This is a genomic window from Nonomuraea sp. MG754425, assembly GCF_021699195.1.
Lineage (GTDB): Bacteria > Actinomycetota > Actinomycetes > Streptosporangiales > Streptosporangiaceae > Nonomuraea.
In genome coordinates this window covers 1-12,971 of the sequence record NZ_SSXE01000248.1, presented here as the reverse complement: position 1 = coordinate 12,971, position 12,971 = coordinate 1, and the positions used below count along the sequence as shown (strand labels likewise).

The 12,971-nt window shown below is 73.3% G+C and carries 10 protein-coding genes and 1 pseudogene; 5 read left to right on the top strand and 6 right to left on the bottom strand.

Annotation, left to right across the window (positions count from 1 at the left end):
* A partial coding sequence (locus FAF44_RS47730; RefSeq protein WP_237110091.1) for a serine/threonine-protein kinase occupies positions 1–1,321 on the bottom strand: 1,321 nt, incomplete at its 3' end.
* A gap of 285 nt (positions 1,322–1,606) precedes the next feature.
* On the opposite strand from FAF44_RS47730, the gene FAF44_RS47725 reads away from it, so the two are divergent.
* The gene (locus FAF44_RS47725; protein WP_237110090.1) at positions 1,607–2,470 is read left to right on the top strand and encodes a chorismate mutase; all 864 of its coding nucleotides are present in this window, start codon (positions 1,607–1,609) and stop codon (positions 2,468–2,470) included.
* Here FAF44_RS47725 and FAF44_RS47720 read toward each other — a convergent pair.
* Positions 2,424–3,536 carry an SGNH/GDSL hydrolase family protein gene (locus FAF44_RS47720; protein ID WP_237110089.1) on the bottom strand — a complete coding sequence of 371 codons (1,113 nt, stop codon included), beginning with the start codon at positions 3,534–3,536 and terminating at the stop codon, positions 2,424–2,426. The genes FAF44_RS47725 and FAF44_RS47720 overlap by 47 nt on opposite strands.
* A gap of 67 nt (positions 3,537–3,603) precedes the next feature.
* Positions 3,604–4,986 carry an amino acid permease gene (locus tag FAF44_RS47715; RefSeq protein WP_237110088.1) on the bottom strand — a complete coding sequence of 461 codons (1,383 nt, stop codon included), beginning with the start codon at positions 4,984–4,986 and terminating at the stop codon, positions 3,604–3,606.
* A 174-nt stretch (positions 4,987–5,160) separates the two neighbouring features.
* Here FAF44_RS47715 and FAF44_RS47710 point away from each other — a divergent pair, with 174 nt between their 5' ends.
* On the top strand, positions 5,161–6,543 hold the full coding sequence (locus FAF44_RS47710; protein WP_237110087.1) for an amidase: 1,383 nt from the start codon (positions 5,161–5,163) through the stop codon (positions 6,541–6,543).
* A gap of 9 nt (positions 6,544–6,552) precedes the next feature.
* On the opposite strand, the gene FAF44_RS47705 is transcribed toward FAF44_RS47710, so the two are convergent.
* A complete protein-coding gene (locus FAF44_RS47705) occupies positions 6,553–7,071 on the bottom strand; it encodes a hypothetical protein (RefSeq protein ID WP_237110086.1) in 519 nt (172 codons plus the stop codon).
* Positions 7,072–7,134: 63 nt separating this feature from the next.
* On the opposite strand from FAF44_RS47705, the gene murA reads away from it, so the two are divergent.
* Complete coding sequence (gene murA, locus FAF44_RS47700; RefSeq protein WP_308193526.1) at positions 7,135–8,445, top strand: UDP-N-acetylglucosamine 1-carboxyvinyltransferase; 1,311 nt, start codon at positions 7,135–7,137, stop codon at positions 8,443–8,445.
* A gap of 53 nt (positions 8,446–8,498) precedes the next feature.
* Positions 8,499–10,832 (top strand): transglycosylase domain-containing protein, encoded by a 2,334-nt coding sequence (locus FAF44_RS47695; RefSeq protein WP_237110084.1) that lies wholly within the window; start codon positions 8,499–8,501, stop codon positions 10,830–10,832.
* A 135-nt stretch (positions 10,833–10,967) separates the two neighbouring features.
* Here FAF44_RS47695 and ybaK read toward each other — a convergent pair whose 3' ends face one another.
* Entirely contained in the window at positions 10,968–11,423 is a 456-nt protein-coding gene (gene ybaK, locus FAF44_RS47690) for a Cys-tRNA(Pro) deacylase (protein WP_237110092.1), read from the bottom strand.
* 80 nt (positions 11,424–11,503) lie between these two features.
* Complete coding sequence (locus FAF44_RS47685) at positions 11,504–12,244, bottom strand: helix-turn-helix transcriptional regulator (RefSeq protein WP_237110083.1); 741 nt, start codon at positions 12,242–12,244, stop codon at positions 11,504–11,506.
* A 53-nt stretch (positions 12,245–12,297) separates the two neighbouring features.
* Here FAF44_RS47685 and FAF44_RS47680 point away from each other — a divergent pair.
* Positions 12,298–12,971: pseudogene (locus FAF44_RS47680) on the top strand (MFS transporter); the annotation flags it as partial.

The window sequence follows — 12,971 nt, the reverse complement described above, 5'->3', positions numbered from 1 at the left end:
CGTCGGGCGACGACTGCGTGCTCGCCGTGACGGCCGCCGCGTGCGCGCCGGTGTCCTGCCCGGGGTCCTCGTCGGGGGCCGAGCGCAGGCCGAGGAAGCCGCCCACGCCCGCCACCAGCAGGACCGCCACCGCCGCCGCGATGATCACGCCGGCGCGGCGCTGCTCCGGCCTGGCCGCGTCCGTCGTGGACTCGGCGGGGGCGCGCGGGGGCTGCGCCGCCTGCGTGCGGGGGATGCGCGTGCCGGTCTCCGGCATGGCCTCCTGCAGGGCCGGGGCGGCGGCCGCGGCGCGCAGGTTCGGGTCCGTCGGGGTGTCGTCCTCGACGGGCGCGTACGGGCGCCTGGCCTTGGCCGGGCCCGGCCGCTTCGGCTTGGCCGGCGGCGCGGCGGGGCGCTGCGGCTCGGCCGGGGGCGGCACGCGCAGCTCCTGCGCGGCGGGGAACTGCGCGGTGGGCGGCGGGCCGGGATCAGGCAGCGGCGGCGCGAGCAGTTCGGCGTTCATCTGGGCCAGGGAGCGGCGCAGCATGCGCTGCGTCTCCTCGTACGACAGCCGCTGCACCGGCTCCTTGACCAGCAGGCCGCTGATCACGTCGGCGAGCGGGCCGGAGTGCGTGGCCGGGTCGGGCTCGTCGGTGAGCACGGCGTGCATGGTGGCCAGCGCCATCCCGCGCTCGTGCGGGGAGCGGCCCTCCACGGCCGTGTACAGCGTGGCGCCCAGCGACCACAGGTCGGACTCGCGGCGCGCGGGCAGCCCCTTGAGCCGCTCGGGCGCGATGAACGCCGGCGTGCCCGCCAGGCCGGTCACGGTGAGCTGTGTCTCGGTCTCGAGCGTGGCGATGCCGAAGTCGGTGAGCACGACGCGGCCGTCGTGGGCCAGCAGCACGTTCTCGGGCTTGACGTCGCGGTGCAGCACGCCCGCCTCGTGGGCGCGGTGCAGCGCGTCGAGCATGGCCAGGCCGATCTCCACCACCCGCTTCGGCGGCAGCGGCCCGTCCTGCTTGATCACGGTGCCCAGGGAGCGTGACGGGACGAGCTGCATGACGATCCAGGGCCGGTCGTCCTCCTCGATCACGTCGTGCACGACGATCACGTTGGGGTGCTCGAACCTCGCCGCCGCCCTCGCCTCGCGCATGGTGCGCCGGTTGAGCAACTGCACCTCTTCGCCCAGCGCGGCGGCGTACCTGACCTCCTTGACCGCGACCGTGCGATCGAGCAGTTCGTCATAGGCTCGCCACACGATGCCCATTCCGCCCCTGCCGATGGGTTCCTGCAGCTCGTAGCGGCCGGCGATGCGGCGTCCGTCCTGCTTGCGATCCGACATCAACGGCCTCAAACCCTCCTCTAGGCCAAGAAATACTCTCACGGGCAGGGATCATCGGCGACTCGCCTGAAGGACAGTCCGCTATGCGAGAAGTGCCGCCCAGCAGGTCGAGGCGGGGGTGTAGGGTTCAGATATGACTTGTCGTCGCGACGCGTTTACCGAGCCGGCTCCGGGAGAGCCGGTCGTGAGCTAGCGACCTCCTGGAGTCGGCACGAGGCAGAGACACCCGTCTCTGCCTCTTTGGTTTTTCCGCCGGCTCCGAGGGCCGGCCGGACGGGAGTCGGAATGTCATCGACCTTGGAACGACACGTGATCGCCGTGGGCGACCTCCTCGTGGGCGCGGGGCCCGCCGTGGTGATCGGCGGCCGGGTGAGCCTGCGCACCGGCCCGCGCGCGCTGCCACGGGAGGGCGCCACGCTCGTGGAGCCGGCCACGGCGGCCGATCTGCCCGCGATCGCCGAGCAGGCCGAGGCCGTGGTGGTGGGGGCGTCGTGGACGCGCGACATCCCCCTCGTCCGCGCCGCGGCCGGCCTCGGGCTGCCGGTGGTCGTCGAGCGCCGGCCCGCGGCCTCGATGGAGGAGTGGCTGGGGCTGGCCGCCTACTGTGCGGCCGAGGGCGACGGGCGGGTGATCCTCTGCGAGGCGGGCGGCCGTCCCGATCTGGCGCTCGTGCGGGCCGCTCGGGCCGCCTCGGGCCGTCCGGCGCTGGTGGACGTCTCCGCCGACCTCGGCCTGTCGGCCGCTGCCGTCGCGGCCGGGGCCGACGGGCTCGTCATCGGCGCGGGCCCAGCCGTGGGATCGGTCCCGGGTTCGGCTGCCGGGCGGCGGGTCGCCGAGGAGGCCGTGACGGTCGTCGGCGCGCTGCTGCGCGACGAGCGGCCCGACACGCTGCCCGGGTGCCGGCAGGCGATCGACCGGGTGGACGCCGCGCTGGCCACCCTGCTGGCCCGGCGGGCCGAACTGGCCGGCGTCGTGCAACGGCTCAAGCCGGTCGGCGGGTTCGCCGGGCGCGACCTGGGCAGGGAGCGCGACGTCGTGGCCCGGATGGCCGTGCGCGCGCCCGCGCTCGGCGAGTCGCGGCTCTCGGCCATCATGAACGCCGTCATCGAGGCGGGGCTGCACCTGGCTGAGGAGCGCTCGCGCCGGTGACCCGCACGTTGTGCATCGGACGGCCGGGTCCGTCGGCCACCTGCTTGGTGATCAGCTCCGCGAAGCGGCGGTAGCCGTCGCCCGTCGGGTGGTAGCTGCGCGCGTTGACCTGCAGCTCGTCCATGTCCACGGCCAGCCCGTTCAGGAACGGGCGCGGCCGGCCCACCTCGTGGCCCGCGAACGCGTCGTAGGCGTCGATGTACTCGGCGCTGCCCGGCGCGCCGAACGCCGCGATGGCCCGGTCGAAGTCCGCCACCACCGAGCCGACCGTGTCGTTGAGCCGCCGGGCCACGCCGTTCAGCCAGCGCTGGTCGGCCGCGCTCAGGTTGTCGACGTCCTCCACCGGGTCCTGGGGGAACGGGCGCGGGTAGCCGAGCACGATGACGCGGGCCTGCGGCGCGCGCACGCGCACTTCCCTGAGCACCTCGAGCATGCTCGTCCGCAGCTCCTCGATGCGCCGGCCGACCGCGGCGTCCTGGTCGACGCAGGCCGACGACCACGGGAGCTTGACGATGCAGCCGGTGAGCACCTTGCTGAAGCCGGCGTCGTTGCCCCCGATGCTGAGGGTCACCAGGCTGGTGCCGGCGCTCACACGGGTGATCTGGGGCGGCTGGCCGTGCTGGCCCGACAGGAGCTCGCGGGTGGTGGCGCCGCTGCAGGCGTAGAAGGCGGTGCCGCCGCCGAACTCGAACGCCTCGGCGACCAGCGGCACGTACGAGCCCGTCGAGCGGTGGCAGCGGCCGGCCCCGTCGTTGACCGGCGCCTGGTCCAGCGACCACACCCCCTCGCCGGAGGAGTAGGAGTCGCCGAGCGCGACGTACCCGCCGCCCTGGGCGACCTGCACCGGCGTCAGCGGGGTCACTCGCGGTAACTCGCCGCGCGGCGCGGAGCCGGTGGGACAGCCCGCGTCGAGCACGGCGCAGGCCAGGCTCCGGTAGACGCCCAGCGGCAGGCAGGCCACGGCCAGCGCGACGCCGATCGCGACCGCCGCCGCCGTCTGGACGATCTTCCTTCTCGCCCCGTCCAGTGCGACCTCCCCGAGCGGCGACTCCTGTGCTGGCGCCATCGAGACTACCCAGCCGTAGATCGGCGCGGGCGTGTCCGGAGGGTCAGAGCGCGTACGCGGACGCGGCTCAGCCGGATTCCGGCGAGGAGACGGGGGCGGCCGGGGCCAGCACGCGGGCGCGCCGCCGGCACACGGCCGCCCACCCCAGGGCGATGCCGCCGACCAGGACCGGGCTGAGGTAGAAGGCCACCCGCTGGTCCTCGTCGGCGAACGGCATCAGCAGCACCACCAGCGCGAGGAAGCCCAGCGTGGCCCAGTTGGTGTACGGCGAGCCGGGCATCGGGAACGCGGAGCGGTGCCCGGTGCGGCGCAGCCGGGTCTGGCAGTACACCAGCACGCCCCAGGTGCTGACCACCCCCAGCGACGCCACGGCGGTGGCGATGTTGAAGGCCCGCTCGGGCAGGAAGTAGAACAGCGCCACCCCGGACAGGAACATGATCGCGGTGAACAGCACGCCGCCGATCGGCACGTGCCGGGAGCTGAGCGTCCCGGCGAACCGGGGCGCCTCGCGCTTCATGGCCATCGAGCGCAGGATGCGGCCCGTGGCGTACAGGCCGGAGTTGCAGGACGACAGCGCCGCGGTGATCACGACGAGGTTCATCGCGTCGGCCGCCCACGGGACGCCGAGGCCGGAGAAGACCGTCACGAACGGCGAGACGCCCGCGCGGTAGGCGGTCCACGGCAGGACCATGGCCAGCAGCAGCACCGAGCCCACGTAGAAGATCGCGATCCGCCACACCACGCCGTTGATGGCCCGCGGCATGACCTCGCGCGGCTTGGCCGTCTCGCCCGCCGCGATGCCGACCAGCTCGATCGAGGCGTAGGCGAACACCACCGACTGCAGGCTCATCAGCACCATCGGGAACCCGGTCGGGAAGAGCCCGCCGTGCGCGACCAGGTTGCCGGGGCTCGCGCCGCCGACCGCGAACACCACCAGCACCAGGCCCACGACCAGGAAGATGGTGATGGCCAGCACCTTGAGCATGGCGAACCAGAACTCCAGTTCGCCGAACAGGCGCACCGACAGCAGGTTGACCGCCATGACGAAGCCGAGCGTGATGAGCGCCGTGAGCCACTCGGGGAAGGCCGGGGCCCAGTAGTGGACGTAGGCGGCGATCGCGGTCAGTTCGGCGATGCCGGTGAAGGCCCAGTTGATCCAGTACATCCAGCCGCTGGCGAAGGCCGCCCACGGGCCGATGAACTCGCCGGCGTACTCGACGAACGAGCCCGACGCGGGGCGGTAGAGCACGAGTTCGCCGAGCGCCCGCATGACGAAGAAGGCGGCTATCCCGGCGGCGGCGTAGGAGAGCACGAGCGCGGGGCCCGCGGCGGCGAGGCGGCCTCCGGCGCCCAGGAACAGGCCCACGCCGATGGCCCCGCCGATGGCGATCATCTGGACCTGGCGGTTGCCCAGCGCGTGCGTGTATCCCTCGTCGGTCTGCGTCCGCACCCGGTGACTCCTTGATTACCCAGTGTGAGCATCGAGGATATCGGCGCCGCTGAGCGCGGGGGCCGCGGCGCGCCGGTCCGCGCGGGCGGGCCGGCCAGGGCCGTCCGCGCGACATGATCCCCGGCCGGCCCGGGGCGATGGCCGTCGCGGCGCGCGTGGGGCAGGATCGCAGACGTGAGCGAACTGCACTACGTGACCGCGACCGAACTGGCCCGCCTCATCCGGACCCGTCAGGTGAGCGCCGTGGAGGTCCTCCAGGCCCACCTCGACCGCATCGAAGAGGTCAACCCCCGAGTCAACGCCATCGTCACCCTCGTCGCCGAGCGGGCCATGGAGGCGGCCAAGGCCGCCGACCACGCGCTGCCGGCCGACGGGACGGCCGGAGCGCTGCACGGCGTGCCGGTCGCGCACAAGGACCTCGTCGACACCGCCGGGATCCGGACCACGTACGGGTCGCCGCTGTTCGCCGGCCACGTGCCCGACCAGGACGACCTGATCGTCCGGCGGCTGCGCGCGGCCGGGGCCGTCACCGTGGGCAAGACCAACACCCCGGAATTCGGCACCGGCTCCCACACCGTCAACGAGGTGTTCGGTGCGACCAGGAACCCCTACGACCTGTCCAAGTCCGCCGGCGGCAGCAGCGGAGGGGCCGCCGCCGCGCTGGCCAGCGGCATGATCCCGCTGGCCGACGGCTCCGACATGGGCGGCTCCCTGCGCAACCCGGCCTCCTTCTGCAACGTGGTCGGCCTGCGGCCCACGCCCGGCCGGGTGCCCGGCGTCTCCGACGTCGCCGCCTGGTACACGCTGGCCGTCTCCGGGCCGATGGCCAGGACGGTCGAGGACGCGACGCTGATGCTCGGGGCCGTCGCCGGGTTCGACCGGCGGTCGCCGTACGCGATCAAGGAGGTGTTCGCGCCCGAGCCGGAGGAGGGGGTGGCGGGGCTGCGCGTGGCGTGGAGCCCCGACCTGGGCGGGCTGCCCGTCGATCCGCGGACGGCGGCGGTGACCGCCACGGCGCCCGGGGTGTTCGAGCGGCTCGGCGCCCGCGTGGAGCTGGTCGAGCTGGACCTGACCGGGGCCGAGGACGCGTTCCGGACCTACCGGGCGTGGAACTACCTGCTCGTCCACGGCGACAAGAGCGGGCTCGGCCCCAACACGGCCTGGAACGTCGAGCAGGGCCGCCAGGTCACCGGGGCCGACCTGGCCAGGGCCGAGAAGGCGCGCAGCGACCTCTACCAGCGCATGGCCGCCTTCTTCGACACCTACGACGTGCTGATCGCGCCGGTCAGCCAGGTGCCGCCGTTCCCGGTGGAGCAGCCGCACGTCAGCGAGATCAACGGTGAGCGGCTGCCCGACTACCTGTCGTGGATGCGCTCGGCGTACTGGATCAGCGTGCTGCACTCGCCGGCCGCCTCGGTGCCGGCGGGGTTCACCGACGACGGGCTGCCGGTGGGGGTGCAGATCGTGGGCAGGCCGTTCGAGGACGCCAGGGTGCTGCGCGTGGCGCGCGCCTTCGAGCAGGCGACCGGACACGGCTCGCGCCGGCCGTCCCTCTAGGGCGGGCGGTCAGATCGGCCCCATGCCGCCGTACGGCTGCCGGAGCGGCGACTCCCGGTAGCCGTGCATGCCTTCGAGCAGCCCGAAGAACCCCACGGCCAGCAGCGGCCAGGACACCAGCACGCCGTTGGCGGTCAGCTTCAGCGCGCCCGGGACGATCTTCGCCCCGGGCACCGCGGACGCCTCCACCGTGACGGCCCCGAGCGTGAACGTGGACCCGGTCCACAACGTCAGGAACGCGGCCAGCACCCCGCCCGCGCACAACCCGATCAGCACCGGCAGCATCCACTGCCGCGCCGCGAACCAGGCGACCCCGCCGCACAGCAGCCCCAGCCCGCCCGTGATCACCGCGAACCAGCCGTCGGCGGCGATCAGCGCCTGCGTGGTCGGGTCGGCCAGGATCGTGCCGCGCTCGGTGACCTGGTACGGCGCCCGCGGTGTCAGACCTGACCAGAGCAGTCCGGCCGCGACCCCGAGAGCGGCGAGTGTGAGGACAGTTACCGCAAATGCGCGTACTTCCCTCGTCACGCCACTCCCCCTCACATGTACGTCCGAATCAGCTCGATGGTATCCCCCGGTTAGGCTCACTCCGTGATTGCAGAAGAGTCCTGGCTGATTGAACCCTCCGGCCCGCTCCGGGGAGACGTCGAAGTGCGCGGTTCGAAGAACGGCGTGTCCAAGCACATGGTCGCGGCCATGCTCGGCAACGGCGAGAGCAGCATCCACAACGCCCCCGAGGTGGGCGAGGTGGGCATCACGGCCGAGATGCTGCGGGCGCTCGGCATCCACGTCGAGATCTCCGGCACTGAGATCAGGATCGAGAAGGGCGCGGAGATCGTGCCCCGGGTCCCCGACGCGTTCACCGGCCTCAACCGCATTCCGATCCTCATGCTCGGCCCGCTGCTGCACCTGGCGGGGGAGGCGTTCGTGCCGCTGGTCGGCGGCGACCCGATCGGGCGGCGGCCGGTGAACTTCCACGTGGAGGCCCTGCGCTCGATGGGCGCGGAGGTGGAGGTGGGCGAGTCCGGCATCTTCGCCAAGGCCAGACGCCTCAACGGCACCCGCCTCGAACTGCCGTACCCGAGCGTGGGGGCCACGGAGACGGTGCTGATGTCGGCGGTGCTGGCCGAGGGCAAGACCGTGCTGAAGAACGCCGCCATGGAGCCCGAGGTGGTCGAGCTGGCGCTGTTCCTGCAGCGGATGGGGGCCAGGATCGAGCTGTCGCCCGACCGCAGGATCGTCATCGAGGGCGTCGAACGGCTGCGCGGCGCCTCCACCTGGCTGACCGGCGACCGCATCGAGGCGTTCTCGTACCTGGCGGCGGGGCTGGTCACCCAGGGCGAGGTACGCGTGCACGGCTGCCCGCAGGACCGCCTGGTCACCGCGATCACCACGCTGGCCAGGATGGGGGCCCGGTTCGACATCAACGACGAGTACCTGTGCGCCACCGCGCCCCCCGAGGGCCTGCGCTCGGCGGCCGTGCAGACCGACACCCACCCCGGGTTCATGACCGACTGGCAGACGCCGCTCATGGTGCTGTTCACGCAGAGCCAGGGCATGTCGGTGCTGCACGAGACGGTCTTCGAGAACCGCCTGGTGTACGTGCCCGCGCTGCAGAAGATGGGCTGCGAGATCGAGGTGTTCGACCAGTGCCTCGGCGGGCCCGCCTGCCGCTACCACGACACCAACGCCCGTCACTCGGCCGTCGTGCGCGGCGTGTCCAGGCTCAGGGGCGCCGACGTGACGCTGCCCGACATCCGGGCCGGGTTCTCGGCGGTGCTGGCGGCGGCGGTGGCCGACGGGTCGTCCACGCTGCGCGGCGTGCACCACATCGAGCGCGGCTACCACCGGCCGTTCGAGCAGTTCGTGTCACTCGGTCTGAACATCACTCGCCAACGGTAAAGAGGTCGGAAGCGGGCGTTTGCCGACGATCGGGACGTCGCAGACCATCTGACGTGACCGTACTCAGATCCGTCGTGGCGCTCGGGGTGGCCGGGGCGCTCGGCGGGGTGCTGGCGGGCGCCCTGGCCGCGCCGCTGGTGACCGGTGGCGGCCTCGCGGCGAAGAGCGTCACGAACACCTTCGTGGAGTTGCCGCCCGCCCCCCGCGAGGAGCCGCTCGCCCAGGTGACCAGGCTGCTGGACAAGGACGGCCGGCCGTTCGCCCAGTTCTACGAGGCCAACAGGACGGCCGTCCGGCTCGGCTCGGTCGCCCCCGTGATGCGCAAGGCCATCGTCGCCATCGAGGACGCCCGCTTCTACGAGCACGGCGGCCTCGACGTCCGGGGCACCTTCCGCGCGCTGCTCACCAACACCCAGGCGGGCGGCATCCGGCAGGGCGGCTCCTCCCTGACCCAGCAGCTCGTCAAGAACATCCTGGTGGAGAGCGCGCGCAGCGACGCCGAACGCGACCGGGCGCGGGCCCCGAACCTGGCCCGCAAGATCACCGAGCTGCGGTACGCGCTGGCCCTGGAGAAGAAGTACCGCAAGGACGAGATCCTGGAGCGGTACCTGAACATCGCCTACTTCGGCGCCGGCGCGCACGGGGTGGAGGCGGCGGCCCGACGGTTCTTCTCCACCTCGGCCGCCCAGCTCACGCTGACCCAGGCGGCCACGCTGGCGGGGGCGGTGCGCATGCCGTACTCGACCGACCCCTCGCTCGGGCAGTCGCACCGCGCGCGGCTCAGGACGCGCCGCGACCTCGTGCTCGACCGCATGGCCGGCCTCAAGCAGATCACCCAGCAGGAGGCGGCCCAGGCCAAGGCCGCGCCGCTGGACATCCGGCTGCGCCCCGAGCCCGGCGGCTGCGCGCAGAGCAAGTACCCGTTCTACTGCCTGTACGTGCAGCGCGAGCTGCTGTCGAACCCCGTCTTCGGCAACACCGCGCGCGAGCGCCAGACCAGGATGGCCAGAGGCGGCCTGACGATCAGGACCAGCCTCGACCCCATCGCGCAGCGGGCCGCCGAACGGGCCATCCGCCAGCGCGTCTCGCCCGAGGACACCGAGGTGGCCGCCGAGGCCATGGTGGAGCCGCGTACCGGGCGGATCAGGGCGATGGCCGCCAGCAAACGTTTCGGCCGCAACCCCGGCAACCGCAAGAACGGCCCGAAGACCACGTTCAACCTGCCGGCCGACGTGGCGCACGGGGGCGGGCAGGGCTTCCAGGCCGGCTCCACGTTCAAGGTGTTCACCCTGGCCACCGCGTTGCAGCAGGGCTGGCGCTTCGGCGACGGCTTCCAGACGCCCGGCTCGCTGGTGCCGGGGCAGGGCTACCGCGACTGCTCGGGCCGTCCGGTCAACGACCCCGACACCCGCGTGCTCAACGCCAGCGGCGAGGGCGAGGGCGGGCCGCACAGCATCGAGACCGGCACCTGGAAGTCGGTGAACATCTTCTACATGATGCTGGAGCGCAAGGTCGGGCTCTGCAACGTGGTGCGCATGGCCAGGACGCTCGGCGCCACCAGGGCGGACGGCGAGCCGCTGAAGGAGGTGCCGACGTTCACGCTCGGGGTCAACGAGATGGACCCGGTGACGGTGGCGGCCTCGTTCGCGGCGTTCGCGGGCAGGGGGCTGTACTGCCGGCCGCTGGCCATCGTGGAGATCGTCGGCAGGGACGGGCAGCGCACGCACGTGCCGCCGTCGTGCGAGCAGGTCATCGAGCGGCCCATCGCGGACGCGGTCAACCACGTGCTGGAGGGCGTGTTCGAGCAGGGCACGATGAAGGGGCAGGGCATCGACCGTCCCGCGGCCGGCAAGACGGGCACCAACAACGGCTACACCTCGGCCTGGTTCGCCGGTTACACGCCGGCGCTGGCGGCGGCGGTCAGCGTGGGGGACATCCGCGGCTCCTACCGCTTCCCGCTGACGGGGGTGCAGATCGGCGACCAGTACTACGGGTCGGTGCAGGGGGCCTCGCTGCCGGGGCCGATCTGGGTGGACTCGATGCGCGGCGCGCTGCGGCGGATGGAGCCGCGCGGCTTCCCCCGGCCGGACATGTCGCGCTTCGGCGGCGGGCACACGCCGGGGCTGGAGAAGGCGCTGGCCGAGGAGGAGCGCAAGAAGAGGCGCGGCGACCATCCGTTCGGGCGGCGGCACCGGCGGCTGTTCGAGTGGCTGCGCGGGCATAGCCCGGGCGCGCCGACGGTGGAGTGGCCGTCTTCCCTGAGTCCTGACCGCGGGCTGGAGCCGCCCGGGCGGGGCCGGGTCCACCGGGACCGGGGAGACTGGTCGCCGGGCCGCCGCCGCCACGGCCGGGCGGCCGAGGAGCGCCGCGGCGGGCGCCGGTGGTGAGACGCCGGTGGTGAGACGCCGGCGGTCGTCGCGACAGGCGCGGGTGGTGAGACGCTGACGGTCCCCGCGACAGGCGCGGGGTGGTGAGCAGCGGGGGAGGCCGGGGGTGGTGTTCGCGCCGCCCCCGCCGGGCTCTCAGCCGCTCTTGCCGATGGGCGCGGTGACCGCCTGGGTGAGCGCGATGAGGTTGCCGGGCGCGGTCTCGATCTGCAGCCCCCGCCTGCCCGCCGAGAAGTAGATCGTCTCGAAGCCGAGCGCCGACGAGTCGACCACCGTCGGCAACCGCTTGCGCTGCCCGAGCGGGCTGATGCCGCCGACGACGTACCCCGTGACGCGCTCGACCTTCGCCGCGTCGGCCATCGCGGCCCGCTTGCCGCCGAGCGCGCCGGCCAGGGCCTTGAGGTCGAGCTTGCCCGCCACCGGCACGACCGCCACGGCCAGCCCGCCCTCGACCTCCGCGACCAGCGTCTTGAAGATCCGCTCGTACGGCACGCCGAGCGCGTCGGCGGCCTCCTCGCCATAGGCCTGGGCGGCGGAATCGTGCTCGTACGGGTGGAGCGTGAACTCCGCCTCGGCCTTGGTCAGCGCCATGGTGGCCGGAGTGCCGCCCTTGCCCTTCGATGTGCTCACGGAATCCGATTGTAGCGAATCTACAATGTAAAGCCGGCGGCTCAGGACCGCCGCAGCCGGCCGGGGGTGTACCCGAACGCCCTCCTGAACACGTCGATGAACGCGCTCGCCGAGGCCCATCCGCACCGGTGCGCGACGGCCGTCACCGGCAGGCCGTCGGCGAGCAGCAGCAGGGCGTGGTGGAGGCGGAGCTGGGTGCGCCACTGGGGGAAGGTCATGCCCAGCTCGGAGCGGCACAGGCGGGCCAGCGTGCGGTCGCTGGTGCCGGCCAGCGCGGCGAACCGCGCCAGGGTGCTGTCGTCGGCCGGGTCGCGGTGCAGGGCGGCGCAGACCGCGGCGAGCCGGGGATCGCGCGCTGTGGGCAGGTGCAGCGGTTGCTCGGGAGCGCTCCTGAGCTGGTCGAGCAGCACCGCCAGCAGCCGCGCCCGCTCACCGTCGCCGGTGATCGCGGCGTCTCCGGTGTAGGCGACGATCAGCTCGCGCAGCAGCGGGCCGACGGTCAGCACCGCCGGCCGGTCCAGCCCGAGCGGGTTGTCCGTGAGCCCCACGAGGCGCAGGTCGGTGTCGCCGTGGGCGCGGTGCTCGTGGACGGTGCCGGCGGGCACCCAGATGGCGCGGTTGGCGGGGGCGACCCAGGTGCCCGCGCCGGTGGTGACCGAGATGACGCCGCGGCAGGCGTGGACGATCTGGTGGGTGTCGTGCCGGTGCGCGTCGATGCCCGCGCCGGGGGCGAGGGCGCGGCGGCCGGTGGGGGCTTCGGACAGGTGGCGGATTCCCGTCATGGATTGGCATTTTATCGGAAGCGGGCCATTTCGCACCGGGACAGGATCGAGGCGTGAACAGGATCCCCATGCTCGCCGCCGGTCACGCCACCGTGGACTTCTACCAGGGCGCGGTCCCCGCCCTCGTGCCGTTCCTGGTGGCCGGGCGCGGCTACGGGTACGTCGCCGTCTCCGGCATCGTGCTGGCCGCCACGCTGCTGTCGTCGATCGTGCAGCCGCTGTTCGGCGTGCTGACGGACCGGCGGCGCATGCCGTGGCTGATCCCGGTGAGCATGATCGTGGCCGGGACGGGGGTGGCGGTCAGCGGGCTGACGGACTCGTATGTGCTGACGTGGCTGGCCGCGGCGCTGTCCGGGCTGGGGGTGGCCGCCTACCACCCGGAGTCGGCCCGCCTGGCCAGGGCCGCCAGCGCCGGCAGCCACGTGCGGATGAGCTGGTTCTCGATGGGCGGGACGCTCGGTTTCGCGACGGCGCCGGTGCTGGTGACGCCGCTGCTGGCGGGGTGGGGGCTGGGGGCCTCGCCGCTGCTGGCGCTGCCGGCGGTGCTGGGCGCGATCGTGACGCTGCCGGCGATCAGGGCGCTGTCCGGTGACGGCGGCGCGGCGCGCGCGGCCGTGCCCGGCTCCGGCCGGGACGACTGGCCGGCGTTCACCCGGCTGACGCTGGTGATCGTCTTCCGCTCGGTCGTGTACGTCGGGCTGAGCGCGTTCGTGGCCCTGTACATGGG